The organism is Bradyrhizobium sp. LTSP849, assembly GCF_000938255.1.
Classification (GTDB): Bacteria; Pseudomonadota; Alphaproteobacteria; order Rhizobiales; family Xanthobacteraceae; genus Bradyrhizobium.
The window spans coordinates 214884-239835 of sequence record NZ_JYMR01000050.1; the positions used below are offsets into that span (position 1 = coordinate 214884).

21 protein-coding genes and 1 tRNA gene are annotated in these 24952 nt (G+C 60.5%); 15 read left to right on the forward strand and 7 right to left on the reverse strand.

Annotation, left to right across the window (positions count from 1 at the left end; all coding sequences use genetic code 11):
- Positions 1 to 30: 30 nt before the first annotated feature.
- The 4 genes from UB31_RS28565 to UB31_RS28580 all read left to right on the forward strand — a co-directional run bounded on the left by UB31_RS28565 (position 31) and on the right by UB31_RS28580 (position 4798).
- Complete coding sequence (locus UB31_RS28565) at positions 31 to 918, forward strand: FAD binding domain-containing protein (RefSeq protein ID WP_045013282.1); 888 nt, start codon at positions 31 to 33, stop codon at positions 916 to 918.
- Positions 915 to 1400, forward strand: a complete 486-nt coding sequence (locus tag UB31_RS28570) for a (2Fe-2S)-binding protein (protein ID WP_045003294.1) — start codon at positions 915 to 917, stop codon at positions 1398 to 1400. The genes UB31_RS28565 and UB31_RS28570 overlap by 4 nt, the downstream gene beginning before the upstream one ends.
- A gap of 3 nt (positions 1401 to 1403) precedes the next feature.
- Positions 1404 to 3812, forward strand: coding sequence for a xanthine dehydrogenase family protein molybdopterin-binding subunit (locus UB31_RS28575; RefSeq protein ID WP_045013283.1), 2409 nt, complete (start codon positions 1404 to 1406; stop codon positions 3810 to 3812).
- A 188-nt stretch (positions 3813 to 4000) separates the two neighbouring features.
- A complete protein-coding gene (locus UB31_RS28580) occupies positions 4001 to 4798 on the forward strand; it encodes an IclR family transcriptional regulator (protein ID WP_045013284.1) in 798 nt (265 codons plus the stop codon).
- Between the two features lie 151 nt (positions 4799 to 4949).
- Here the strand turns inward: UB31_RS28580 and UB31_RS28585 are convergent, their stop codons facing one another.
- Positions 4950 to 5354: a carboxymuconolactone decarboxylase family protein gene (locus tag UB31_RS28585; protein WP_045013285.1), complete on the reverse strand. Its 405-nt coding sequence runs from the start codon at positions 5352 to 5354 to the stop codon at positions 4950 to 4952.
- 369 nt (positions 5355 to 5723) lie between these two features.
- Between UB31_RS28585 and UB31_RS28590 the strand changes: the two genes are divergently transcribed.
- The 4 genes from UB31_RS28590 (at position 5724) to UB31_RS28605 (ending at position 11450) form a co-directional block, all read left to right on the forward strand.
- On the forward strand, positions 5724 to 6854 hold the full coding sequence (locus UB31_RS28590; RefSeq protein ID WP_045013330.1) for an FAD-dependent monooxygenase: 1131 nt from the start codon (positions 5724 to 5726) through the stop codon (positions 6852 to 6854).
- An 80-nt stretch (positions 6855 to 6934) separates the two neighbouring features.
- The gene (locus UB31_RS28595) at positions 6935 to 7810 is read left to right on the forward strand and encodes an alpha/beta fold hydrolase (RefSeq protein WP_045013286.1); all 876 of its coding nucleotides are present in this window, start codon (positions 6935 to 6937) and stop codon (positions 7808 to 7810) included.
- A gap of 88 nt (positions 7811 to 7898) precedes the next feature.
- Positions 7899 to 8831, forward strand: coding sequence for a LysR substrate-binding domain-containing protein (locus UB31_RS28600; protein ID WP_045003288.1), 933 nt, complete (start codon positions 7899 to 7901; stop codon positions 8829 to 8831).
- Between the two features lie 534 nt (positions 8832 to 9365).
- Entirely contained in the window at positions 9366 to 11450 is a 2085-nt protein-coding gene (locus tag UB31_RS28605; RefSeq protein WP_045013287.1) for a methyl-accepting chemotaxis protein, read from the forward strand.
- 293 nt (positions 11451 to 11743) lie between these two features.
- Here UB31_RS28605 and UB31_RS28610 read toward each other — a convergent pair whose 3' ends face one another.
- Positions 11744 to 12118, reverse strand: coding sequence for an EAL domain-containing protein (locus tag UB31_RS28610; protein ID WP_045013288.1), 375 nt, complete (start codon positions 12116 to 12118; stop codon positions 11744 to 11746).
- 228 nt (positions 12119 to 12346) lie between these two features.
- Positions 12347 to 13687, reverse strand: a complete 1341-nt coding sequence (locus tag UB31_RS28615; RefSeq protein WP_156175596.1) for a GGDEF domain-containing protein — start codon at positions 13685 to 13687, stop codon at positions 12347 to 12349.
- Positions 13688 to 14406: 719 nt separating this feature from the next.
- On the opposite strand from UB31_RS28615, the gene UB31_RS41715 reads away from it, so the two are divergent.
- From UB31_RS41715 to UB31_RS28630, 4 genes are all read left to right on the forward strand, one after another.
- The gene (locus UB31_RS41715) at positions 14407 to 14844 is read left to right on the forward strand and encodes a hypothetical protein (protein ID WP_156175597.1); all 438 of its coding nucleotides are present in this window, start codon (positions 14407 to 14409) and stop codon (positions 14842 to 14844) included.
- Positions 14845 to 15928: 1084 nt separating this feature from the next.
- Positions 15929 to 16129 carry a hypothetical protein gene (locus UB31_RS28620; RefSeq protein ID WP_045013332.1) on the forward strand — a complete coding sequence of 67 codons (201 nt, stop codon included), beginning with the start codon at positions 15929 to 15931 and terminating at the stop codon, positions 16127 to 16129.
- An 18-nt stretch (positions 16130 to 16147) separates the two neighbouring features.
- Positions 16148 to 16552, forward strand: a complete 405-nt coding sequence (locus UB31_RS28625; RefSeq protein ID WP_045013289.1) for a hypothetical protein — start codon at positions 16148 to 16150, stop codon at positions 16550 to 16552.
- 811 nt (positions 16553 to 17363) lie between these two features.
- Positions 17364 to 19463: a patatin-like phospholipase domain-containing protein gene (locus UB31_RS28630; RefSeq protein ID WP_156175598.1), complete on the forward strand. Its 2100-nt coding sequence runs from the start codon at positions 17364 to 17366 to the stop codon at positions 19461 to 19463.
- 82 nt (positions 19464 to 19545) lie between these two features.
- Here UB31_RS28630 and UB31_RS28635 read toward each other — a convergent pair.
- The 3 genes from UB31_RS28635 to UB31_RS28645 form a co-directional block, all read right to left on the reverse strand.
- Positions 19546 to 19620, reverse strand: a tRNA-Val gene (locus tag UB31_RS28635).
- 158 nt (positions 19621 to 19778) lie between these two features.
- Positions 19779 to 21077: a coiled-coil domain-containing protein gene (locus tag UB31_RS28640; protein ID WP_045003248.1), complete on the reverse strand. Its 1299-nt coding sequence runs from the start codon at positions 21075 to 21077 to the stop codon at positions 19779 to 19781.
- Positions 21078 to 21276: 199 nt separating this feature from the next.
- Positions 21277 to 21885, reverse strand: a complete 609-nt coding sequence (locus UB31_RS28645; protein ID WP_045003247.1) for a DUF1134 domain-containing protein — start codon at positions 21883 to 21885, stop codon at positions 21277 to 21279.
- 138 nt (positions 21886 to 22023) lie between these two features.
- On the opposite strand from UB31_RS28645, the gene UB31_RS28650 reads away from it, so the two are divergent.
- A complete protein-coding gene (locus tag UB31_RS28650; protein WP_045003246.1) occupies positions 22024 to 22509 on the forward strand; it encodes a YHS domain-containing (seleno)protein in 486 nt (161 codons plus the stop codon).
- Here the strand turns inward: UB31_RS28650 and UB31_RS28655 are convergent.
- Positions 22503 to 23330 (reverse strand): 3'(2'),5'-bisphosphate nucleotidase CysQ family protein, encoded by an 828-nt coding sequence (locus UB31_RS28655; protein WP_045003244.1) that lies wholly within the window; start codon positions 23328 to 23330, stop codon positions 22503 to 22505. The two genes, UB31_RS28650 and UB31_RS28655, sit on opposite strands and share 7 nt — an antisense overlap.
- 186 nt (positions 23331 to 23516) lie before the next feature.
- On the opposite strand from UB31_RS28655, the gene chpT reads away from it, so the two are divergent.
- Positions 23517 to 24170 (forward strand): histidine phosphotransferase ChpT, encoded by a 654-nt coding sequence (chpT, locus tag UB31_RS28660; RefSeq protein ID WP_045003242.1) that lies wholly within the window; start codon positions 23517 to 23519, stop codon positions 24168 to 24170.
- Positions 24171 to 24365: 195 nt separating this feature from the next.
- Positions 24366 to 24952, forward strand: a 587-nt coding sequence (locus tag UB31_RS28665; RefSeq protein ID WP_045012722.1) for an Hpt domain-containing protein, incomplete at its 3' end; no start/stop codon positions are given.

A 24952-nucleotide genomic window follows, 5' to 3' on the forward strand; every position in this document is an offset into this window, starting at 1 on the left:
ATGTCGAACAACCGCAGGGCGGGGACATAAATGTACCCATCTCCGATCGAGGGTTACGTCGCGCCGACCACGGTGGATGAAGCCGTGGCCGCGTTTGCGCGCTGGGGGGAGGAAACCCACTACATTGCTGGCGGCCAAAGTCTCATGCAGGCCATCAAGTCACGTATGGTCCGGCCAAAATGTCTGGTGGATTTGCAGAAGATCGATGTAATCCAGGGCATCCATCAGGAGCCCGCCAGCATTCGTATTGGCGCGATGACCCGCTACTGCGACATCGCCGATAGCGAACTTTTGGAAGGCCCCTTCGCCGCGTTGGTTGACGGCGCGGGCCACGTTGGCGACCGTCAGGTTCGTCACCGCGGTACGATCGGTGGCAGCCTGTGCTGGAACTATATATCGGCCTGCATGCCGGCAGTTAACCTCGCGATCGGATCGCAGCTGACTTTGGCCTCTTTGTCTGGGCAAACGCGAGCGATCGATATTGAGGACTTTCTCGGCGCGCCGCTGGAAACGAGCCGCCAGGAAGGCGAGCTCTTGCTGTCGGTGGAGCTGCCGCAAATCGTTGGGCGAGCCGGCAGTGCTTATCGAAAATGGAGCCTGATGACCGACGGGCTTCCCGTAATCGGCGTCGGCGCTTTCCTGCAACTGGACGACGTGGGTTCCTGTTCTTCGGCACGGATCTCGGTTACCGGGCTTGAAAGTGGGCCTATCCGAGTCCTGACGGCGGAGCGCGCGTTAATTGGCGTCTCGCATTCAAACACAAAGGGGATCGAGGAGGCGTTGAACGACAGTTCGACCTCACTCGATACTCACTCGGACGAGGAGGCCGACGCGGAATACCGAAGGGTGCTATTCCGCCACTTGGGCCGGGACGTCGTCACTAGGGCGTTTATGCGCGCGCTGGGTAATCGGGAATGAATACGTCAGTTTCGATCACGATAAATGGCATCGCTTACGAACGTAGCATCCCCATCAGAATGCTGCTGGTGGATTTCATTCGGTATGAAGCGGGACTCACCGGCACTCATGTCGGATGTACATTCGAGGGAGCCTGCGGCGCATGCACCGTCCATCTCGATGGCGATGCGATCAAATCCTGTCTCGTTCTGGCCGTCCAGTGTGATGGTCGTTGGATCACAACGGTGGAGGGGTTAGCGGAGGGTAGCGAGTTGCATCCGCTGCAAATCGCCTTCAACGAACATCATGCCCTACAGTGCGGCTATTGCACGAGCGGGCTGTTGATGACTGGCGTCGACCTCATTGAGAAAGATTCGGAATTAAACGAGGAAAAAGTCCGTCACGGTATAACGGGCAACCTCTGCAGGTGCGCCGGCTATTCCAACATCGTGGATGCGATCCTTAGCGTGGCCCGTGCGAGGACACATGAGGAGGAGGTATAGTCTTTGAAAGAACTTCATGCCGGCGGGATCGGCGCGCGCCTTCCTCGCAAGGAAGACATCCCGATTCTGAGGGGAGAGGGGCGCTACTTCGCCGATATCTCAATTGCCGGCCAGCTTCACGTGATGTTCTTGCGTTCGCCGCACGCTCACGCGCGCATTCTGTCGATCGATGTGTCAGCCGCCGAGGAATTGCCCGGAGTCGTCGCCGTGATCACCGGCGAAATGATCCGAAATGAAATGTTGCCTTTGCCTCAGCCTAGCGTCGGAGGCGGGCTACCGGGACGGAAGCCCAAATTCTGGCCTCTCGCCGTCGAAAAGGTGAAGTTTCACGGCGAGCCGGTTGCGGCAGTCGTAGCAGAGACGCCGTATTTGGCGGAGGATGCGCTCGAAGCGATCTTCGTGGAATACGAGCCATTGCCCTATGTAGGTGACATGGAGGCGGCGCTTGATCCGTCGTCGCCCCGCGTCCACGAGGATTGGAATGACAACGAGATCTTCAAGTCCAATTTTCGCGCGACCCGCTCAGCCGATGAACACGCGGCCCACATAGAAGAAGCGAAGCGTCGGATCGCGGAAGCACCGTTTGTTGTGAGGCAACGTTTTCGGACACATCGCTGCGGAATTACCGCGCTTGAACCGCGGGGAGCGCTTGCTGTTTGGGACGCGACCGAAGGGATAACGGCGTGGATGACGACCCAGCGTCCGCACCTGCAGCGGTTGAGCCTGGCGGAAGTCCTCAAGTTGCCGCAGGCCAAAGTTCGGGTCATTGCGCCGCGCGATCAGGGCGGCGGTTTCGGGATGAAGGGGTCAGTCTACCGCGAACCGTTGCTCGTAGCCTATCTCGCGCGGCACCTTCGCCGCCCGGTACGGTGGCTGGAAACCCGCGAGGAGAATCTGATGGCTGCAGGTCAGGGCCGGGATCAGATACATGATATCGAGCTGGCGGCCGACGCCAACGGAAGGCTGGTTGCCTTACGTGACAAAATCCAAACCGACGCCGGCGACGGATGTCTGGGAGGTACTTGGGGTTACGCCATGCCGATGGTGGGAGGAATGCGACTTCCAAATGCCTACATTCTCCCGTTCTGCGATATTCAGTTGCGAGTCGCGGTAACCAACAAGGCCTCGTTATGCCCGGCACGCGGTTTCGGGATTTTCGCTCCGCGATTCGCGCTCGAGCGCGCGCTGGATATGCTTGCCCGGAAGATCGGTGTTGAGCCGGCGGAACTCTTGCGGAAGAATTTCATCACGACGTTTCCAGCGCGTCTGTCGACCGGCCTGGGTTACAGCAGCGGCGACTTTGTCAAGACCTTCGACAGACTGGTAGAATTGGTCGATATTCCGGAATTCCGCAGGCGTCAAAAAGAGGCATTGAGTCTGGGCCGCTATATTGGCCTGGGGATCTCCACGGGTGTCGAGGTCTCCGGCGTCGACAATTTATCATACCTTACGGCAACGGGTGGGCCGAGCTACGCGACGGTTGATTTGCGAGTGGATTCCGAAGGTCACGTAACTGTTGCCTATGGTGATGGACCAACCGGTCAGGGCTCCCAGACGACGATCGCTCAGGTCGTTGCCGAGGAGCTTGGCATAGATCCCCAAAACGTCACTGTCTTGTCAGGCGATACCCTTACGACAACGTATAGTCCTGGGACGGTCTCTGGACGTGGCGCCTCGATGGTTTTGCCGGCCGTGGCGCTGGCATGCCGCGATCTTAAGAAGAAGATAGTTCGTGTTGTCGCGAATGACGCCTCCATGGTTGCAGGGGACGAGGAGTTCAGTTTTGCAGATGGCTACATAACCTACTGTGGTAACAGCAATCTGAGGCGCAGCTTCGCCGAACTTGCTCATCGCATTGTGATTGGTGCTGTCGATCTTCCGCCGGGTGACACGGGTGGATTGGAGCAAAGAGCAGTCTTCGAGGCCACAAGAGGAAACGTCTGCTTCAGTGCGCACGCCGCCTTTGTGGAGGTCTCGCCGGAAACCGGCCGCGTCAAGATTACGAGATATGTCACCTCAGACGACGCCGGCGTTGTCATCAACCCCCTGATTGTGGAAGGGCAAATACAAGGCGGCGTCATTCAAGGTATCTCGAACTTCTTTTTCGAGGAGTATGTGTACAACGACGAGGGACAGCAGATGACGTCGACGCTCGAAAGCTACAAGATCGCCAAGGCGTCTGATGTCCCACGTATCGAAATATACCATGACGCCGGGACGCCAAATCCAACCAATCCGCTCGGCACGCGAGGCATCGGCGAGGGTTGCATTGCGCCGGTGCCGGGCGCGCTCGGCAACGCGATTAGCGATGCGCTGCGTCCTCTCGGAATCGAAATAACGGACCTTCCGGTCCGTCCGGGCCCTCTGTTTCATAGGATGGACGTTGCACTACGCGACGATCAACAGGCGTAGTCCGGCTTTAGCCCAATCGAGCATCTGATGGATGGGTGTGGCGAACTCCCCTCGTATCAGGTCATAAGGCAGCTTATGCAAGCGAGACACCCCTTAACTTCATTTTGCCACCGCGCTCGCCTTTCGCGCTTGACTAATTCGTCAGCCGAATATCTCACTTCAGTTTCACGCAGTCAGCTAGATCCCTAATGGCAAGAGACGGCAAGAGCATACATCCAAAGGAAGGGCAGTTCGTCGCGGCGCTGGCGAAAGGGCTCGGGGTGCTTCAATGTTTCAGTCCTTCGACGCCAGAACTAGGTTCAAGTGAAATTGCCCGCATGACTGGGATGCCACAGCCGACGGTTTGGCGGCTTTGCTCCACGCTTATCCAGCTTGGTTTTCTGGTCGTGGTCCCCGGCAGGCAGACGATGCGTCCAGGAATTTCACTTCTTGGCCTGGGGCAAGCGGTTTTGTCGGGACTGCCCATTGGCGAGCTCGCACTGACTGATATGCAGTCGATGGCCAGCCGTCATGAGGGGGCTGTCTCTCTGGGTGCGCGTGACGGATTGAGCATGCTCTTTTTGCAGCGGTGCCAAGGATCCGCGATCTTAGTGGCCGATCTAAGAGTAGGGTCACGCATTCCGATTGCAACGTCGGCAACGGGCTGGGCCTATCTCGCCGCGCTGGATACCGTCGCACGCAACAAGTTGATTGCGGAATTGAGCGCCTCGCTGGGCACGCAGTGGTCCGTGATCGAACCAAGGCTTGCCGCCGCGCTTCGCCAATTTGCGAAGCAAGGTTATGTTGTCAGCAAGGGATCGTCGAACGCGCGGATTAACGCCGTCGCTGTCCCGGTCAAATCTCCTGACGGTTCAGTCATCCTATCGCTCAGTTCGGCTGGCATCAGCGAGATATTCCACGGCGACAAGCTGGCCCGGCTTGGGTCGGAACTAAAGCTGCTCGCCGCAAAGCTCGCACCGCTTCTTTCTTTCCAACGGGTGACTTGATCGCTCCTGAGACGGCCGGTTTGCCCTCGGTGCCTACGTATCGGGCCAATGCGAGAAAGTGCTGCTCCCCGGCGTTCCGCCTTGCCGATCCAGTAACCGCACAAGGGCGGGGAATGCCGCCAGGATAGCGTTGGTCGTCGGACCGCAATCCTCAATCAACTTTACCCATTTCCTTGAGTACTTCGTTGGCGGCCTTGAAGGCATCGAGGCCTGCCGGAATGCCGCAATAGACAGTAGCGTGCAAAAGCACTTCCTTGATTTCCTCGACGGTGAGGCCGTTGCTGATCGCGCCACGCGTGTGCAGCTTGATTTCCGGCGCGCGGTTGAGCGCCGTCAGCATCGCGAGGTTCAGCATGCTGCGAGTCTTGCGATCCAGACCCGGTCTGGTCCAGGCATAGCCCCAGCACCATTCGGTAGTGATGTGCTGAAATGCCATCATGAAATCATTGGTGGTCTCGATCGACTTGTCGACATAGGACGCGCCGAGAACTTCACGGCGTAACTCAAGGCCTTTATCGAAAAGACCGCCGAGCGTGATCGTCTGGTCGTAACTCATCTTACTCTCCCTTTTTGTTAGATGGGTCCGATTGCCGGGTGTGGCCGCCCTAGTATCGGCCTGAGCCGATCAATATTTCATCGCCTCGGGATGCGACTGTCACAAAATCAAAGGTCTCTCGGGAGTTCAAGCGCGATCGACCTGCTTGGCGTGCTGTTGCGGGACACCGTCAGCTTTTCTCACACAGCGTCAGCTTATTTGAATTGCGTTGTTCCTGCCGGCTAAGACATGAGTTGCGTCTTGTCGGCCTGTATCGGATTGCACGGAGCGGATATTTTGTGCGACCGCGGGTCCATCAATTTTGCAATGCGCCGTGAACTGCTGACCCAGCGAATCTGAATGGTGCCTTGAAAAAGAAAGATGTTGGCCATGAAGAAGGAACTGTCGGTTGCCATTATCGGTGCGGGTATGGGCGGCTTGGCATCCGCTGCATCGCTTCGGCGCGCAGGTGTCGGCGTCACCGTCTACGAGCAAGCGGCGCAGTTCAGCCGGCTGGGCGCGGGCATCCAGATTGGATGTAATGCGATGCAGGTCCTGCGTGTGCTGGGCCTCGAGAACAAGCTGCGCTCGGAGGCGTTTTATCCGCGCTCCTGGAACAACAAGGACTGGCGCACCGGCGAGATCCGCTTCGACATGATCTTCGGTGAAGCCGCCGAGAAAAAATTTGGCGCACCATATCTTCTAGCGCATCGCGGCGATCTGCATTCGGCGCTGGCCAGCGCCGTTCCAGACGAATGTATCAAGCTGAACCACAAGCTGACCGGCTTGGAAGAAGGGGCCGACGGCGTAAAGCTGACATTTGCTAATGGATCGACCGCCGTGGCCGACGCTGTGATTGGCGCGGACGGCGTCCATTCCATCGTCAAGAAGATCCTGTTCGGCGCAACGGAACCGAACTTCACCGGCCGTATCGCCTACCGCACCACGTTCCCGGCCAGGCTGCTGAACGGATTCGAGATCGACGAATGCACCAAGTGGTGGGGCGAAGACCGGCATATCGTGATCTACTATGTGAAGCCGGATCGCAGTGAGGTCTACTTCGTGACCAGCCAGCCGGAGCCGGACTTCCACACCGAGTCATGGTCAGCCAAGGGTGACGTCAAAGTGTTGCGCGCGGCGTTCGAAGGGTTTCACCCTCAGGTCCAACATGTGCTCAACGCCTGCCCGGCGGTGCACAAATGGGCGCTGGTCGACCGCGATCCACTTCCGAGCTGGTCTGCCGGCAATGTGACCCTGCTCGGTGATTCCTGCCATCCGATGACGCCCTATATGGCCCAGGGCGCGGCCATGGCGATCGAGGACTCGGCGGTGCTGTCACGCTGCCTCGAGGGCGTCGAACGGGAGGGTGTCGCGGATGCGTTCCGCCGCTTCGAAGCGACCCGCAAGGAGCGCACATCCCGCGTCCAGGGAACCTCGCGCACCAACACCTGGCTGAAAGACAAGACCGACACTGACTGGGTCTACGCCTACAATGCCTGGACCACGCCACTGGCGGCATAGTCGCAGCACACCGAGCAGCCAGGCAATGCCGCTGTTTATCATTTTGACGTTTGCGAATGAGTGCTTGAAGGAGGCTGTATATGACCACCGCGACAACCGCAAACGGAGACAAACCCGTCGTCGCGCAAGACCGGCTTGCTGCCGGCTTTTCTCGCATCAGGCTCGACGGTACGGAGAACGGCAAGTATCTGGCGGCCTATGTCGCTGGGCCTGAGGATGCCGAGGCAGTTCTATTCAACACCTCAATTCTCACCGACAGCCGGGTCTGGACGGACCAAGCCGCTCGCGCCTTGGCGCTGGGCTACCGGGTTGTTTGCGTTGATTTCCGCGGCCACGGCGCCTCGTCACCGTTTTCGCCGCCCTATACTATGCAGGGGTTGATCGCTGACAACATCTCCATCTTCGACGAGCTGAACATCGACCGGGCGCATCTCGTCGGCGTGTCAATGGGCGGGATGGTTGGATTGGGCTTTGGTATCTTGCATCCCGACCGAATCCAGAGCCTGACTCTGTGCGCGACACGTGGGGACGCACCGGCGGCTTTCGCGGCTGGCTGGGATGAGCGAATTGCCTTGGCGACGAAACTGGGGACTGGTGCGCTGGTGCAATCCACCTGCGAGCGCTGGCTTGGCGCGAACTACGTTAGTCATCCCGCTTACGGACTGATAGCGCAAATGATCCAGGACACCTCTATAGAAGGTTTCGTCGGAGGCGCGCAGGCGATTCAGAAACTGGATTTTCTCGGCGATTCAGGCAAGGTCATCGCTCCGACGCTGCTCATCGTCGGACAGAATGATGCCGGAATGCTGCAGCCGATGCATGTACTTCACGAGGCCATCAAAGGTGCGCGTCTCGAGACGATCGCGAACGCCGGCCACTTGCCGCAGTTCGATGACACCAATAAATTCAATAAGTTGCTGTTCGATCATATGTATGCAAACAAAGCCGAGTGTTGACTATTCTAGCCGGCACCAGTCTGGCCGCGGCCGCGGTAAGAAAAACTGACTTGCCACGACCTTGGGCCTTGGCCCATACACATCGCCTATGGTGCGGAAACTTCCCCCTTTAAACGCAATACGCGCCTTTGAAGCGGCAGGCCGGCATGTGAGCTTTACTAAAGCTGCGGCCGAACTCAACGTCACTCATGGTGCGATCAGCCGGCAGGTCGGATTGTTGGAGAGCTGGCTGGGAACTCCGCTGTTTCTGCGCAGCGCGTCGCATCTGGCGTTGACAGAAGCTGGTCGCATTTACCTCGCTGAAGTCACCTCGATGCTGGACCGGCTGGCGGTCGCCTCGATGCAGATGCTGGATAGGACAGCGCCGACGGTGCTCAGGATCAATGCTCCGCCGACCTTTGCGATGCGCTGGTTGCTGTCGCGAATTTCCGGCTTTCAGCGTAGGCGTCCCGATGTCGAAATCCGGCTGACGACGTCCACCGCTCCAGTGAATTTCCACGACAACGCCTACGACATCGCGATACGTGGAGCGCAGGAGCCTCTGTCAGGCTACGTCTCGCAGCCTTTCATGACCGAACTGATCGTTCCCGTCTGCCATATCGATCTCCTCGACGGTGGACAGATGTGCAAACCGCAGGATCTGGCGGGGCAGACTCTGATCAGCTATGCGACTGAGCCCTATTCGTGGTCCGATTGGTTGCAGGCTGCGGATGTCCCGGATATCAAACCACGCGGCTCACTCAAATTCGAGCAAATGTATTTTGCATTGCAGGCGGCGGTAGACGGACTCGGCGTCGTGCTTGTTCCGCTTTTCCTTGCGATCGATGACATCATTACAGGCAGCCTGTGCATGCCGTTCGGCGTGCTCGCGGCCAAACAGCGTCAGTATTTTGCCAATGCGGTTCATCCGACACCGACCGTCGAGGCGTTTTATGAATGGCTGCTCCGCGAAGGCCGCGATACCGAGCGGTCGATGGCCGACTGGTCGCTGTCGATGAAGTCGGGAACAGCCAATCCCTAGCTGCAGCGAGCTACTCCACGCGACTTTTTGCGTTCTGAAAACAAGAGCAAAGCTCTGAAACGAGAACCGGCCCGCACACGGTGGCTGCGAGCGCCATTGCCGGACAGATCACGGGTTTCGATGACCTTGAACGTAATGCTTGATCGGTCGTGCGGTTACTTCGTTCTTCACCGCGTACATTCGGCGCTCCGATTTGCTTGCGACATAGCGCTGCCTGCATGCGTTGGATCTCAGAGCAATCGGAAAAAGCGTCTCGCAGGGAATCGTACAGTCTGAGACAAGCTATCCTGACGGATTTCCGGGCTGTCCCCACAGCGCCATACCGAGGTGGGCGCGAGCCGTTCGATACGCTTTTCGGAACCGATCGAGGATCGAGCAAGCATTTTGACAAGGCTGCCGTCGTCGATCTCGTTCCAGGGGATTCCCCGATACACATGGCGGCATGAAACCGGCAATCCCGTAGTTTAACGTAGCAGCTCAAAGATTGAATATTTACCGTTCGAGCCCAAACTGTCGGAATAGTGGGGGGGAGCCATGCTGAATCGTTTGACCATTTCGGCGATGCTCAAGTCGGTGATTGCCGTCATGGCCACCTGTATAGTGGCCTTTCTTGTCATGACCGCCTGGGAGTCCTGGGGTCGGCTGCAGGCCACCGGACGAATATCGATCATCGCGGAGGCTTCGGCGAATGCATTCAAGGCGATGCATAATTTGCGCACCGACCGCGCAACGACGAACCAGGCTCTGAACGCTGACGTGTTGGCTCCCGATGCGGAGAAAAATATCGCCACCTATCGCGAGGCCGAGAACTCGGCGTTGCGACCGATCGCGGATCTCGCCGCAATGGTCGAATTCGCCGATCAAAAGGCGCTGCTTCCCGCGCTGATCCGGCAGATCGAGACGCTCAAAGCTCTGCAAGCTGAAAGCATGGAGGCGATCAGCAAGCCGAAGGCGTTGCGTCGGCCTGGACTCGCCAAGGAATATGTCGAGACCGCCACTGCACTGCTGTTGACGTTGGATAAGTTGTCCACGCAGCTCGCGGCGGCCGTGGACAACACCGATCCTGTGGTCGATCAATTGCTGGCGATCAAGCAACTCGCCTGGCTGGTCCGCGATACCGGCGGTCAAGCGGCCTTGCTGCTATCGAACGGTCTCGCCACCGGGCGCCTGGCGCCAGAAGCGCGTCAAAACTATTCAGAATTCGTCACCGGCACGAAGTTCGTTTGGAAGGCGCTGGAAACCATGGTGGCGGGGGCGCAATTACCGGCCAGCCTGCTCGAGGCGATGACAGCGGCCAAAGCAGCCTATTTCGACCCGCAATTTATGGCGACCTCCGACCAGTTGCTGAATGCGACGATTGCCGGCGAGAAACCGGACGGAGGTCAGTGGGGGACTGATGTGATCAGGCGTCTGGGCACTGCTGTCACGGTTGCCGAGCGCGCGCTCGACGAAGCCAAGCGTCACACCGCGATGCGGTGGTCTTCGGCGCGGCAATCGCTAATCCTGAATATGATGTTGCTTGCCGCTGCCCTTGCGCTGGCGACCGGAAGCATGATGCTGGTGGGCCGCCGCGCCATCAAGCCGCTGCACGCCATCCGCGATGGCATGCTGAAAGTAGCCGCGGGTGACCTCACGGTGGATACCGGCTACACCGAGCGCCGTGACGAGATCGGCGCGCTGGCCGGTGCGCTGGCCACGTTCAAGCAGCAGGCGGTCGAGAAAGCGCGGATCGAACAGCAGGAGCGCGAGCGAAATGCCGGCGCGGCGAGTCGCCAGCAGGTCATCGAAGCCTATATCGGAGAATTCGAGAATCAGGTGCGCCAGACGCTGAGCCAACTCGGCGACGCATCCAACGCCATGCGAGCCACCTCGGATGGCATGTCGAAGGTCTCCAGCCAGACCAATGCCAGCGTGCAGATCGCCGCAAAGGCGTCGGATGAGGCCTCGATGAACGTGCAAAGCGTGGCATCGGCATCGGAACAGCTGAGCGCGTCGATCGGCGACATCTCGAGGCAGGCCGCGCATGCTGCCGGGATCGCCAGCCGCGCCGTCAACCAAGCCCGCGAGACCGACAGTACTGTGCAGGGGCTTGCGGTCACCGCCAACAAGATCGGCGAAGTGGTCGGCCTGATCAACGACATCGCATCGCAGACCAATCTCCTGGCGCTGAATGCGACCATCGAGGCAGCCCGTGCCGGCGAAGCCGGCCGCGGCTTTGCCGTGGTCGCTGCCGAAGTCAAATCGCTGGCGAGCCAGACGGCGAAGGCGACCGACGATATCTCGGAGCAGATCGCCGACATCCAGAAGGTCGCGGGTGAGGCCATTGAGGCGATCAAGGCGATCGGCGGCATCATCGGCGAAGTCAACGAAGTCGCCACAGCGATCGCTGCAGCCGTCGAAGAGCAGGGTGCCGCGACCCAGGAGATCACCCGCAGTACTCAGCAGGCTGCGGAAGGCACTAAGAACGTGTCCGACAACATCGTAGGCGTCAGCGCCGGCGCCGATGCGGCCGGCGCCGCTGCGCAGAATGTGAAGACAGCCTCGGAGACGCTGGGCGCTCAGACCCAGCAACTGCGCGGCCAAGTCGACGATTTCCTTGGTAAGATCCGCGCGGCCTAAATTGCGAGCCCCCGTCCACGCAGAGCCAACTGGACGTGGATAGTTCTGTTAAAAATCGATGGTCAGCCGACGGCTGTTCATACCTCGGCGCCCAGCAACTTTCATGGCTCTCTGCAACCTTTGTGAGGCTAATCTTCAGCCTCACATGAAGGTCATAGGTTCAAACCCTATCCTCGCAACCACCGAAACCGACGAACCCGGAGTGAAAGCTGCCGGGGTTTCGGATTTCTGCTCAGATCTAGCCGAGCATTGTCCCGTAAAGGCGCGGCGTTCAATTTCCGGCGCGGCGTTGCTTATGCCACGGACCGTTCCGATGAGACGCCAGGTTCCGGTTGAAGCGTCGGGGCTGCCAGGTGCGGAAGCCGGAGTAGGTCGGCGATGTCTTCGGACCGCACCGCCTTGCTGAACAGGAAGCCCTGCATTTCATCGCAAGCGTGCTCGCGCAGGAAGGTTTCCTGTTCGGCAGTTTCCACGCCTTCGGCGATGATGGTGAGCCCCAGCGCCTTGCCGGGGCTGATGATGGCGTCGGCGATGGCCTTGTCGTCTGAATCCCGCGGCAGGTCCCGAACGAAGGAACGGTCGATCTTGAGGGTATGCGACGAATGAGTTTGGGAGGAGCGCGGACGAGCGGGTTCGCAATAGTAGCGGATAGATTTTGGCGCCCTCAAACTTCAGAATTACCAAGTCGACCCAGGGCGCTCCGGAGCGTGCCTAGCGAACAATATGTTCATCGAGGTCTGTCGCGGCTTATCTGGCGCAATTGACCTCACGACGGTGATCCATGTAACGCGTTTGGCGGGCGCACGGCCAAGCGCACCCGCTAAATCCGCGGGAGGTTGTATGACAGGAATCATGACGGCTTTCGAAGCGCTTTCACTGGATGCCCAGACGGCGGCCTAGGCGACAACTCTGACACAAGTTGTCGTCGAATCGCCCGGGCTATGCTGCTGCGAGTGACGCGTGTCATCGGCGGTTGCATGAGCGTTCGACAAGAACACGAGGTTCCTGCCAGAATGCTTGGCATCGTAAAGCGCGTCGTCGGCCCATTTTGCGACTGTCTCCGGCGCGGCATCTCCATGCGCGAAGGCGACGCCCAAGCTGATCGTCACCACCCCGGCGGAACCATCCACCGGATGCCTGCCGGGATTGACGATACCAAGCGCTTCGACCGACCCGCGGATACGTTCCGCGATCGTCCAGGCAAGATCGGGCGTGGCGTGGGCGAGAACGACAAGGAATTCTTCGCCGCCATAGCGAAAGACGGAATCTTCATCGGTGCGTACCGATACCTCGATGGTTTTCGCGACCCGTCTGATGCACTCGTCGCCAGCGGCATGGCCCGCGGTATCGTTCAGCCGCTTGAAGAAGTCGATATCGGCCATGATGAACGCGATACAGGCCTTCGGGATCGAGGGATCGCCCCAGAGCCTCTCGACCAGATCGGTAGCCGAACGGCGGTTGCCGAGTCCGGTCAGTGGGTCTCGTGTTGCGAGTATTTCCAGCAGACGGTTAGCGTTTTCCAGCGCGGTGCTGTGATACTGGTTGCGCAGGGACAACAGGAAGCTTTTTTGACCGAGGATCGTCTGGGTCTTGTGCGCGATGGTCGCCGAATAGATTCCAATCGCATAAAAGATCGACGTCCCGATCGCATCCTTGAGGTCGATCGCAGGATTAGCGATTTCAAAACCAAAGAATATCCCCGTGGAGCAGAGCATCAGGGACAGCGACCAGACTTGGTCGACATTGAAGACGACGATCGCGATCGTGTTCATGTACATGATGCAGATGAGCAAGCGCTCATAGTTGCTCCCTCCGACCGCGACGGCGAGGAAGCCGTAGGCAATCATGACGCTGCTCATCAGCAGCACCAGCGAGAGGCCTTCGACAGCCGCGCTGCGGGGTTTCCGCCAGACCAGATAGGCACAGGCGTGCAGCGCGGGAACCAACAACCCGCCGATGGCGATGGCGAGCGCGAGGAAGTCGGGAGCGAGAAGGTGGCTGACCGGTACGAAGGCCATGCTCATCAGCGCGACCCAGACCATCCACGAGCGCGCAATTTTGCTTCGCTGTGGCCAGTCCTTTTCGCGATACGCCCGAACCATCTCGGGGGAAAACTGGATGTCGCGCGTGCGTTGTGACAGCAAGCGCTCCGTCTCGGCTTCGAGTGCAGGCGTCACTGAGACGTTCGCTGCGTCGTCGGGCTGCGTCGGGTTCAAGCTACTGGCAGCCGATCTCAAGACCTGTTTCTCCCTTGGGGCGTCGCTCCTTGCCGCAGGGTCCAGATTAAGAGCCTAAAATGCTAAATTTCCCTTGTGGCGAGACCAGTGAGTCTACGGGGTGGGGGATGAATGAGGGGTTCTAGAGTACCTGTAAACGATCACGGATCGACAGCCGCGCATCTTGCCGACGATCTTCCATCCGTCCGCCGACCCGCGCGATCTCGACGGTGCGTGATCGCTCCTCAATTTCCCGATTCGAATTTCAAACAGCTCGATCGCCGTCATTGCGAGAGAAGCGACGCAATTCATCGGACAACAGGAAGCCTGGATTGCTTCAGAGCCTCTCATCCGGCGCGCATTCGCGCGACCCGCCGGCTCCTCGCAATGACGTCCATCGTTGAGACGCAAGCCCTTCCAGAATGCAGGGGATTCTGGAACGACCCCAGCCGCGGCGAATCTTTAGCGCGCAATTCAAACGCGTCAGCAAAGCCGCAAGGAAGTCTGGATCAAAGCGTCTAATAAGGGATAGAATCCCTACCTTGAGACCGCCTATCTTGCCGCGGTGGAACGCTGCATGCGTTACCTCAGCGGGCGAGAGAAGGACAGAGATTGCAACGATAGTTTCACCATGTGCGTGCGCCAGCAGTTGCCACCGCGCCGGTAACAATCGGCGGCCGCACGCAGGTGTCGATGCAGTGCATGCACGGATCGCCGACGTGGCGGAGGAGTACCGTGCGATGGACGAGCAGCGCGCGATCGATCTCATTAAGGCAACCACGTTGAATACCTTTCCAATTTTGTCAATGTTTTCAGTTCCGCAGATCAAAATGTCGCCGTGGAGCCTTCAATCAGTTCGGCACCAACTCTTACTGCCTATTCGCATTCGGCGTTGCGCAATCACGGTCGATTGTAGCCACGCGGCTGCGGCAGGTGCCGAGGAGGGCTCTGGTCTCGCGGGGCTCATCGTCGTCAGCGGCCGGGTGAGGATGGAGAATCGGGCAGGCAATCCAAACGCGAAGCGGGTCGAAACTTATTACGGAACGACCAGTCCTGAGGAGCTCGATCGTCTTTCACCGGTTTCGCACGTCGGGCCGGATTCCATTCCGACGCTCGTTGCCTGGGGTGAATACGAGAATCCTCATCATAGACGTGCACTGCGCCGAACTCGTACATAGAATCTCACAGGCGAAGGGGCGTTGCCCACCGGTGATTTGGTTGCGCGGGCACAATCACATATCCACAATCGCCCACATCAATACCGCGGAAGAAGAGTTCGGCTCGGCCCTTCTTGATTTCATCGCCCACCCTCGGTGAGACGACCTAGCGTGACGGCGGCTGCCATCAGTCTCCTCGGTTTGAAATGATGACGCAATTTCGATGATGGAAGGATTCGCAGTTTTAGCGGTCACCGACATTAAGATTTGTCTCAGGTGGAGTTCGCTACTTTGTTCGCATTGAAATCATCGATGATCCGGGTCGATTTTGATCTCCACCATGGTTCGGATTCTTCCGTCCAACGGTTGAAACTGGCGCTTCTGCAGCGAGCGGGGCCAATCCCACATCAAATGGCCACCACCAGCGATTGTCGGTGTCGGTGGTTGCGCCTCCTGGATTTGAACCTACGCCGAGACATTGCCTGTCGCTGATGGATCGCTCCCGAACGGTGCCGTTGCGGATAGATATTCGATCGTCTCGGAAGCTCTTCTTTCATTTGGAAACAACTGCCAAGCTATTGATATTGCTGGGGCGCAATTTTGCGCTTTTTTCCAAATGCGCGTTAGAATCATTGAATAATCAAGCTGACTTTGATTCCGCCATTCGGCGGGTCCATGCGTTGTGGCCTAAACGAGGCTTAAAGCGCCGATATCGCTGCGCACAAACTCCCGTAAGCCCTAAATCTTAGCGCGCGTTTGGAAAAGCGGCGCAGTCCAGTCACGGTCGGCTGACTTAACGGCATCGCGCCTCAAGTATTTTGAACGGCTGCAACGACATTGATCGCGCACAAGCGACTGCTCTAGGGCGGATTATCCAGACGGCGCGTCCCTAGCCAAGTTGGGCTACCTTTCGATAGATGGGAGAATCTTCAGCTGCTGTCGGCGGCATCATGTCAATGATCCGATCGTTCGTTTCTGTCGGTCGTTTGCTATTGGCGCTGCTATTGCCAAGTCCAGGCCGCGGTGTAGAGTCCTAGGGATTTTAACAAGCTTAAATTCGACGCCCTTGTGGTTGCGTTACGACAGTTCTTTCTTCTGGGGGGCCATGTTCGATCCTGCCACCACCGCACTTTTGCGCGCGGTCCTGGACGAGGTGTGCGAAAGCGTCTCCCGATCCGAGACCGGTGCCCGTACCCACGTGGCTTCGAAAATTCTGGAAGCCGCAACCCGGGGCGACAAATCTCCGGACCACCTCAAGCAGGTCGGGCGCGAAGCTCTCTCACAAGCGCCGACCATGTGGCGCTGACGGCCGACGGGGGGCTGGGTGAATTTTCAGGTCACGGTACTGAAGATCCTGGTGAGCTACCCGGACGGATTTGCCGTGATGGCCGACCTTAAGCGCGACATGGCGATCCTGGCGACCAGCGGTCGAGAGTGGACCGTTCGCACCAAGCGGCTGGCTGCCCGCGTTCCGAATCTCGACATCTTTTCGCAAAGACTCGTCGAGCGCGAAAACGGTGGCTGGAAGATCACCGCCAAGGGGCGCACCGTGCTGGAATTCATGGAGGCCCGTCCTGGCGCCGATAAGCCAATGGAGACAGTGCGGACCGAGAAGGTGGATGCGCCGCTGCCTCGGCTACCGCAGCCGACCGAACGGGCGAGGTGGCGACGCGCTCGTCTCGAGCGTCGACGCGAGGCGCGCGAACGGGCGCGGGCGAACGCTTCCTAGTCTGCCCCGCGGCGCCCGCTCAGAAGGCTGCCGGATCCGGGCCGTAACTCATGCGGCGAGGGAGAGCAGCGGTCAGAGGCCGCAGAATATCGCGATGGTCTTGAACTCAGCGACAGCGGCCTTCGAACCGACCGCGCGGGTTAGCGTTCTTGCCTCTGCATCCATCATTTTGATCCCTGCAGCGTGAAGGGCGGGCATCGTACCTTGCTGGCAGGTGTATGAACTAGCTACCACGCCTACGCGCAGGTGCGTGAAGCAGTGGCATCACTGATTGGGGGCGGATCGGGACGGCCGCAGCGCCTCGCGCTGGCGGCAGAGGTCGTCGACCTTCGTCAGCACGCGCGCGAGCAGGAGCTTGGCCCGGCGCTCGAGACCCCCCGCCTGCGGCTGTATCCGCATCTCGCGTTCCGGCGCGCGGATCTACCCGAGCAGATGGGAGATCTCGTTCCGGACCGACCCGTTAAGGCGCAGGCAGGCGTGCATCCAGCGAGACGAACTGTTGGGCTCCGAGGAATCGCGGCGATGTTCACCGTTCTCGCTCCAGACCGCCGCAACGGAATCGCAACGAATTGGGTGAAACGAGCGTGAACAAAACGGGACGGAAGGGCTCGTCACAGCGAGAAAAATCAATAGCTTAGAAGATGCTCACTGCGTTCGGGACGTGAGTGCTGCAGGATGGATCTGTTGATGCAGTTAGCTCGCCTCATGCGGATCGGCCCGAGCGCTTGAGTTGAGATGCGTTGGCAGATGATCGCCGGGATGCGTAGTGTCTCACATGGTGTTTGAAACTCCTCGGCGGAGGGACGGCTCTTTGTCCCGGTTTGCCATCGTCCGCGCGTGGCTCGGCGCGGTCACTGGAGCGCTGCGGCTTTTCCTGAGGAGAGTACACAGGACGCTGTACGGGTCGCGCACGACCCTCGCGTTCATCACCATCATCTTAGTGACGTTCCTAGCTGCGCCGCAGGCGGAAGAACTGGCCCTGGCCCGCGCCGAATCTCCGCTGGCGCAGATCCGGATGCTGATCGCCATAATCTGGTTTTCGGCGACGATCTGGCACTGTTCCGACCGGAAATGCAGGTCCCGACCCATTCTGCTGGCGGGCCGCCTCGCCGCGTTCCGCCGATCGGCGATGCCGGCGCTGCTCGCGGTCGGCTTCGCTGGCGTGATAGCGGTCTCCGAAGTTCGGGCGATGCACATGGCGGCGACGTTGCCGCATGATCCGATTCGTCTTTATCCGATCATCGAGATGCAATCCTTGGGCGTCCTGATCTTTCCGGCGGCTCTCCGCTCCGTCGAAGCGCGGGCTCGCCGCCATCTATGGTGCATCGGCCACGCGCTCGTCCGGACCTTGCGAAGCCGGTCGTTGTTCGGCGTCGCCGGCCTCGCGCTGTTCGTATGGGCTTTCTCCACACCGATCGGCTTCGCGTGGACCGTGGGACCCGAAGCGACGCTGCTGTTCGCCGCGTCGTGCTGGCTGATCGCGATTACCTACGCCCAGCTTTGCTGGCGCCGTGCGTGGGCTGCGATCCCGTTGGTTTCAATCGGGATGGCAACGGTGGTGAGTCTCTGGGTGGACTCCCATTCGATCCGATGTACCGATTGCGGCGCCAAGTCGTTTCCCGAAGTTCGCGCGACGCCGTCGGAAAACGTCGAAGAGGATGACCGCAGGGCGAGTTTGCGCGGGCCGGCACCGCTTACGAACAAGCTCTATGCTTACGAGTTCCTGAACCAGGTCGACGAACAGCGATCCATCATTCTGGTGTCGGCCGCGGGAGGCGGTCTGAGGGCGGCGTATTGGACAGCCACGATTCTGGGCGACCTCCAGGATCGGTTTCCCTCGTTTGACCGGCACACGTTCATGATCAGCGGCGTGTCCGGCGGCTCTCTCGGAGCAGGCGTGTATCGGGCTCTTCTTCAGCACGCGCGACTTGGCAAGCTGGTCGAGTGCCGAAACCGTGCGGGAGAGACGATCACGGGCTATCGACTGTGCGGGCAAGCCATCCTGGACCACGACTTTACGGGTCCGGTGCTGGCCGCACTTCTCTTCCGCGACCTTCTGCCCCTGCCTTGGGTACCGGACCGATCGGCCGTTCTCGAGGAAGCATGGGAGGCCGCATGGCGGAACACGATGCTCGATGCCGGAGAAGGACTCTCCCGACGGATCGATCGGATCGACGCGAACTCCCGCTTTCCTGTACTCGTTCTCAACGGAGTCTCCGGGTTGACCGGGCAGCGGATAGTCGCCGCCGGCCTTACCCAAAACGAGCAACTGCTGAACGTCGCGAAGGTCCGGCCGCTGCCTCTGTCGGCCGCGATCGGGATCAGCACGCGTTTTCCGTTCATCGAGCCGGCGGGCTCCGTGTACGACAGGACCGGCCGCTTCTACGACGCCGTCGTGGACGGCGGGTACGTCGAGAACTTTGGATCGAACTCGGCGCTGGAGGTACTCCGCGAGATCGGCGATCTTATTCAGGACGACCGTGAACCCCATCCTCCCGGCACTCGACGATTCATTCGGACCGCTGTTTTCGTGCAGGTCAGCAGCGATCCTACCTTGGATGACGGATCGAATCTTCTCTTCAGCGATGGTCTCAGTTCGATCTCGGCATTGCCGATCGGCGCAGCAGGTTCACTGGGCAAGGTGCCCAATCTGAAGCAGATCTGGTTGCCCTTTTTCGCGCTCCTGCGTTGCCAGTCGACACAGAGCACCTTCACGGCGAGCCTCGTGTCCACCTACGTGGCCTCGATCAACGGAGTGTTCAGTCACTTCCGTCTTGCCGACCGCTACGCTCATGCGCCGGTCCTCGGATGGACGCTATCGAAACGATCGCAAGTTCAGATCGACGGCGAGCGCATGCTGATGGGTGGCCGGATAATCGCGCGTCTGCAGCGGCTCCTTTCCGGTTCCTGATTGTGCCCCTATTGTGCCCCAGCTTTTCTGGGGCACATCTCCGGGGAATTAATTCGTTAAATCATTGATTGCAAAGGATTAATGGTGGGCGCACAAGGGATCGAACCTTGGACCTCTCCCGTGTGAAGGGAACGCTCTCCCGCTGAGCTATGCACCCGGGACCATCATGCAGGCGGCCGGACTTTTCGGCAGGCTGGCACATTGGAGATCGCGATTTAGAAGTGCGGGCCAAAGCTGTCAAGTTTTCAGGCGCCCTGAGGCCTGAAAACCTTCTGTCACTGACGAATTCGGCGGCGAGGCCGGATTTCGGCCCGCTTACGCACCCTGCTGGCGGGCGCGGGAGGCATGGGCCTGGAGCGCGCGGATGCGCTCGGCGAGCGTTCCGCCGCCCTCGGGGAGGCTGGCTGCCGCCGCTCCATTTGTCGCGGCGTCATTGGCCGGGCGCGGCGCCGGCCTTGGGGGCTGGCCCGCCTCGGCTGCAAGCAGTGCCTCGATCGGCGAGTTCGGGCCCTCGAGCTGCATTGCGAGCTTGGCCACTTCGGCGGCGATGTCGTTGATGCGCTCGCGCAGCAGCGCGTTCTCCATGCGCTCGGTTGCCCAGGAGCTCTCCGCCTGCTGCTGGATCGCATTGATGTCGCGTTGGAGCTTTGCGCGCTCGTCGCGCGCGGTGCGGAGCTGGTCCTCCAGCGCGGTCTTCTCCGTGCGCAGCGCTTCGACCGCGGCCGATGACTTGCCGCCGCTCAGCGCTGCGATCTCGACGCGCAGCTCCTTGATGGTGCGATCAGAGCCCTCATTGGTCTGGCGGAGCTGGTTGTTCTCGTACTCGCGCTCGGTGAGCAGCTTGCCCTGGGTGGCGAGGCGCCCTTCGAGGTCGGTGACGCGGCCCGACAGCATCTCGGCCTCTTTCACCTGCACGATCAGCTGGCGATCGAGCTCGGTGACGCGCTGGCTCAGATTTTCGACACGGCCGCGCGCATCGCCAAGCTCGCGCGAGGCGGTCTCGGATTCCGAGCGCTCCTGCGTCAGCCGCGCCTGCGTCGCGGAAAATTCCTTCTCGGCGTCGCCGACGCGATTCTTCAACTCCTCGATCTGCGCGCGCACCGCGACCAGCTCGACCTGGCGGCTCTCCGCCATCAACGAGCGGTCGGACAGCTCGGAATTGATTTTTGCGAGCTCGCCCTGCTTGGCGCTCAGCGCAATCTCGGCCTCGCGCAAGGATGCGGTCTTGGTGTTGAATTCCTCTTCGGTGGCGCGGAGCTGCTCCTTCACCGCCTTCTCGCGCGCCTCCAGCGCGAAGATCGTGGCGTTCTTCTCGCCGAGCTCGATCTTCATGCGGTTGATGGCGTCGCTCTTCTTGCCGAGCTCGGCAAGCTGGCTCGTGGTCTTGTTCTTGAGCTGGTCGACGCTCATCTCGAGCCGCCGTGCCGACATGGCGAATTCGGCGCGGAGCTGGTCCTTGTCGGCCTGGATCTCGGCCATCGACAGCGGGGTCGCCGCCTCGAGCCGGCGCGTGGTCAGGCGCACCGCGCGGTTATGCACCAGCGGCACGATCGCAAGCCCGCACAGCATCGAGAGCAGGAAACCGATCGCCAGGTACATGATCGGTTCGACCATCGGCCAAAACTCCGAAAGCTAAGGAAAAATTTACCAACAACAATGCATGGCGGGCCGGCAAAAAGCCAGCCCCGCCCTGTTGTTAACGTGAATCCGGAACCGGATCGGAGGAGGGGACCCTAGAGCATGATCCGGAAAAGTGCGCAGCGGTTTTCCGGAAAGATCATGCTCAAACAACAATCTAAAGCGCGATCGCGCTTTAGAACGGGTTCCAGGTCGCTCGCGGCGTGTATTTGAGGTAGCCGATATTGGCTCCGAGCCGCAGGCCGAGGCCTGAGCGGATCGGCACCAGCACGATGTTGTTGGACGTGAGCGCCGTCATGCCGAAACCGCCGATGATGTAGGCCGAGCCGTCGATGCCGGCGAAGCGCTGGTAGATCGCGTTGGTGGCAGGCAAATTATAGACCAGCGTCATGGTGCGCGCGCCATCGCCGCCCCAGTCGAAGCCGAGCGACGGCCCCTGCCAATAGACGCGCAGGTCGCCGGCGTTCTTGGTGTAGAGCGTGCCTTCGCCATAGCGCAGGCCGGCGACGAAGGCGCCGGAGCCTTCCTCGCCCAGGATATAGCCGTTCGGCAGGCCCCATTGGCTGACCGCCTTCTCGATGATCGAGGCGAGCCCGCGCGAGACATTGCCGAAGAAGTGGTGGCCGGCGTTGACGAGCTCGTCCGGCCCATAGGTGTTGGGCGACGGGGTCCGCTGCGGCGGCGGCAGGTTGGGCGGCGGCGCCGCCGTCTGGGCGGAGGCCGGCACGATCCAGCCAGCCAGCGCTACAAGCGCCACTGCGGCAAGGCGTGATGCGAAAGTCATAAAGAACCCCTGGTATCGAATCCGGTCGCTTCCTTAACCTGATGCCAACAGGCACGGCTCTAGGTTGCGCCGGATGTCCCCTCGACTCGGATGTTATCCGCAGCAACTATGACGGCACAACGGCAGGAAGATAGCCCTTTGCGCCCCGGAATTGCCTTGATCGGCCGCCTGGTCTGTCTGCTGGCGGGCATTTGGATTGCCTGCTCGGGTTTGCCTGCACTGGCGGCCACCACCGAGCGGATCGTCATCAATCGCTTCAGCGGTGTGGCCATCGAAGGCTTCGACCCCGTGGCCTATTTCGTCGATGGCGGCGCCATGCAGGGGACAGCCCAGTTTGAGGCGAACCTCTGGGGCGCGGTCTGGCGCTTTCGCAACGAGGGCAACCAGGCGTCCTTCCTGGCCCATCCCGAGGTCTACGGGCCGCAATTCGGCGGCTACGACCCGGCCGATATCGCCCGCGGCGTGGTTGTCGCCGGCAATCCCCGCTTCTTCGTGATCTCGGCGCAGCGGCTCTATCTGTTCAGCCGGGAAGACAACCGCGACGCCTTCGCCGCCAATCCGGAACGCTTCCTCTATGAAGTGGGCAAGCGCTGGCCGGCGCTTCAGGACAAGCTCGGTCAGTAAGACCCTATCGCCTCCGGGTCGCCCCAGGCGATGAACTCCGGAACGATGAAGCCGGTATCGCGAAGCTCGCCGAATCTGAGCTCGCCACCTTTGCCGTCGGTAACCCTGCCTCCAGCTGCCGTCACGATGGCGCAGCCGGCGCCGACGTCCCATTCACAGGTTGGTCCGAAGCGGGGATAGATGTCGGCACTGCCCTCCGCGATCCGGCCGAACTTCACGGCTGAACCGCAGGTCTTTCGTATGGCATTGGGCCGACCGTCGATGAACGCCTCGCTCTTGTTGTCGCCGTGCGAGCGGCTCACGGCTGCGATCCAGGGGTCGCCCTGCTTGGGCAGCCTGCGCGTCTGGATCTGCGCGGCGGCGCCGATGGTCGGGCCGTCCAGGGTCACGCGCTCGGCGCCACGGCCGACGATGCCGCGCCAGAGCAGCCCGAGCGCGGGCGCGCTGACAATGCCGAGCAGTGGCACGCCCTGGGTCACCAGGGCGAGGTTGACGGTGAACTCGTCGCGGCCGGCGACGAACTCCTTGGTGCCGTCAAGCGGATCGATCAGGAAGAAACTGTCGTGAAACGGCGGCGAGGCGAGCTGGCACCGCTCCTCCGAGAGCGACGGCACGTCGCCCGCAAGCCGGGCCAGGCCGTCTGCGATGATTCGGTCGGCGGCGAGGTCGGCCTCGGTGACCGGCGAGCCGTCCTGCTTGCCGTCGACCCGCATCGCCGCGCGGTTGACCGCGAGGATCGCCTCGCCCGCCTGCACCACCAGCGCGGTGAGTGGCGCCATCAACCGGGATGCAGCCTCGCCGTCGATGATCCTCACCTGCATGCCTCATTCATCGGCAAATCTCGTTTCTCTCAGTTGATTCGCCCCGATTGATTCGACTGGACCTTTATGGCCGCTTCGAACCTATCGCAAGCTAGCTGCCACGGGCTGGCGAATGTTAGAACCCGCAGCATCCGTCGAGCATGCGTGATTCGCCGCGTCCGCACCGTGCAATTCCAGGAACCCTTTATGTCTGACGCTCCGTCACCCGGTACCGCTTCCGCTCCCGATATGCTCGAACTCGCGGCACTCCTGTGCTCGCGGGTCTGCCATGATCTCATCAGCCCGGTCGGCGCCATCGTCAATGGGCTCGAGGTGCTTGACGACGATCCCAAGCCCGAGGACCGCGAATTCGCGCTCGATCTGATTCGCAAGAGCGCCAAGACGGCCTCCGCCCGCTTGCAGTTCTGCCGTCTCGCCTTCGGCGCAGCCGGCTCCGCCGGCGCCCAGATCGACCTCGGTGACGCGCAGACCATGGCGCGCGGTCAAATCGAGGACGGCAAATGCACGATCACGTGGAATTTGCCGCGGCTGCTGCTGCCGAAGAATCGCGTCAAGCTGCTGCTCAATATGCTGATCGTCTCCCAGCATACGATCCCGCGCGGCGGCACGCTGACGGTCGATCCGATCGGTGAGGGCGAAACCATGAGCTTCCGCATCACTGCGGCAGGCCACAATGCGCGCTTGCCGCAGAATATTGCCGAGCTCCTGAGCGGCGAGCGCGGCCCGGCTGCGGATGCACACGCGATCCAGCCTTACTATACGCGGCTGCTGGCGCTGGCCTGCGGACTGACCGTGACGCTCAAGCCCGAAGGCGAAGCCATCATCATTACCGCTTCGTAAACGCGCCGTCGTCCTCAGACAGTTAACCGATTCTTTACAAGGCGCTTCGGCTTGTCCGGAGCGCCTTATCTCTTTGTTGGTTCCGTTCTTTTGCACATACTCAACCATTATTAAACGCTTTGCGGTGAAGCTGGCCCCATTCTGAATGGCGCATCACACACGGTGCGTGCCCTCTCTGTATGAAGGCCTGTTTTCATGGATGATCTGTTGCGGGAGTTTTTGACGGAGACCAGCGAGAGCCTGGACACCGTCGACAATCAGCTGGTGAAGTTCGAGCAGGATCCGAACAACGCCAAGATCCTGGATAACATCTTCCGCCTGGTCCACACCATCAAGGGTACGTGCGGCTTCCTCGGACTGCCGCGGCTTGAAGCGCTGGCGCATGCCGGCGAGACGCTGATGAGCAAATTCCGTGACGGCATGCCGGTGACGGCCGGCGCGGTGACGGTGATCCTGGCCTCGATCGACCGCATCAAGGAAATCCTGGCCGGGCTGGAAGCGACCGAAGCCGAGCCCGAGGGCACCGACCGCGATCTCATCGACAAGCTGGAAGCGATGGTCGAGCAGGGCACGGCCGCGATGTCCGCGTCGGCGCAGCCGATCGCGTCCGCTGCTGCTACTCCTGTCGCTGAAGCTCCGCCGCTGGTGCCGGAAGCCCCGGCTGCGCCCGCACCCGCAAAAGAAATGACCCAAGGCGCGCTGATCGACCAGACCCTGGAGCGTCCGCTGCGTCCGGGCGAAGTGTCGCTCGACGATCTCGAGCGCGCCTTCCGCGAGACCGC